This window comes from Anaerolineales bacterium, assembly GCA_022866145.1.
In the GTDB taxonomy this organism is placed as follows: Bacteria; Chloroflexota; Anaerolineae; order Anaerolineales; family E44-bin32; genus PFL42.
The window spans coordinates 1-1,721 of record JALHUE010000446.1 but is presented as its reverse complement, the minus strand read 5'-3'; the positions used below and the strand labels follow the sequence as shown (position 1 = coordinate 1,721).

Below are 1,721 nucleotides of genomic sequence, written 5' to 3'. Positions count from 1 at the left end.
GATGATGAGAATGTCACCCTCACGGACCTCAACCCGTTCGTCGACCATCTTGCTGGTGTACACATCGTAGTCGCCGCTGATGTCACTCAGGTCAACAATGGCGGCCTCGTGCACCAAGAAGTCCATGTCCAGCGAGGCGATGTCCTTGCCCGGGGTATGAAAGTGGATCTCGCCATCCAGATGGGTGCCCAGATGGTTGGAGTGGGTGAGCACCTGCCCATTGGCCCCGTTGGGCGCCAAGCGTTTGAAGTACTTCAACTGCAGCGGCTCATAGGTGGGCCAAGGAGGCGTGGCGACACCGAGGGGGATCGTGAGATCAATGAACTTCATGGCTTTGCTCCTGTGTCGACTCGCGAGATTTTATTGTAGCGCACCACGGTCCCTGCCCAACCTGCGCAGGATCTCGGAAGCGTCCTGACGCAGGGCCTTCTCTTGGCGCGGCCGTGGGACACCCCCATCCGGTCGGCAGGCTCGCGACCTTCGCCGCGCCTGACCGGGACACTCCCGCTCTCGGCCCTCACTTCACAATCCCGGCCTCAAGCATGGCCAGGTACACCTTCTCGGCCGTAAACGGCGGCCCCTCGAGACGGACCCCCACCGCATCGTAGATGGCATTCGCAATGGCCGGGATGGTGGGCACCATCGAATGCTCGCCAATCCCCCGCGCTCCCCACGGCCCATCGTCCTGCGCCACCTCGACAATGATGGCCTGCAGGTCCTTGGGGGCATCGGCCGTGGTGGCGATGCGGTAGTCGACGAAGCTGGGGCTCCTCACCACGCCGTCCTTCAGGTTCAGGCTCTCAAACAGGGCCGAGCTCATGCCCTGAACGAAACCGCCCTCCATCTGCGCCTCGACCTGTCCCGGGTTGATGGCTTTGCCGACGTCGAAGGCCGAGACGCCTCTGAGGATCTCGATCCGGCCGGTGTCCAGGTCGACCTCCAATTCGACCGCCTGGGCCCCGGTGGTGTAGTGCACGACGGCGCGTTCGCCCTGCCCGGTTTCGGCATCCAAACCGGTGACGTAGGTGGGCATGAACCTCCCGCGCCCGATGACCGGTCCGCCCCTCCAGCCCTGGTCATCCGGCTTGGGCAGGCCATAGATGGCGAGGTTCTTGAGGGGAGTCTCCTTTTCGCTCTTGTACGAAATCACCACGCCATTGACAATATCCAGGTCATCGGGGGTTTCTTCCCAAGATTCAGCCACCGTATCTAGGATCTGACGCTTCGCATCGTTGGCGGCGTTGACAATCGCATTCCCCATGCTCCAGGTGAGTCGGCTGGCTACGGTCTGCCACTCGTACGGGCTGTAGCGCGTATCGACCGGCGTGGCAATGCGGACGGACTCGTAGGGGACGCCCAGGGCTGCGGCGGCCATCTGGGCGGCCACGGTGAAGACCCCCTGCCCGAGTTCCTGTCCGCCGACGCCCACGGTGACCGTGCCGTCCTCGGCCAGCTCGACCCAGGCGCTGGAGCCCGCATTGGGGGGCATGGCCGGGGCCTTCCACATCAGGGCCAGCCCCTTGCCGCGCCGCCTGCTGGGGGTACTGGGCGGAGCCTTCTTTCCCCACCCGATGGCTTCGGCGGTCTTCTCGATGCAGATGGACAGCCCGGTTGGATGCATCTTGCTCCCGGTCGGCAGCGTGCTGCCGGTCTTCAGGCAGTTGAGCCTGCGAAACTCAACCGCATCCATCTTGACCTGAAGGGCAAGCTCGTCGATGCAT

Annotated in this window: 2 protein-coding genes; both read right to left on the bottom strand. The window is 63.9% G+C overall.

Annotated features, from left to right (window positions below):
* Nucleotides 1–330, bottom strand: a 330-nt coding sequence (locus MUO23_13260; GenBank protein MCJ7513917.1) for a cyclase family protein, incomplete at its 3' end; no start/stop codon positions are given.
* 187 nt (nucleotides 331–517) lie between these two features.
* The coding region (locus tag MUO23_13255; GenBank protein ID MCJ7513916.1) for a molybdopterin-dependent oxidoreductase at nucleotides 518–1,721 on the bottom strand (1,204 nt) is incomplete at its 5' end.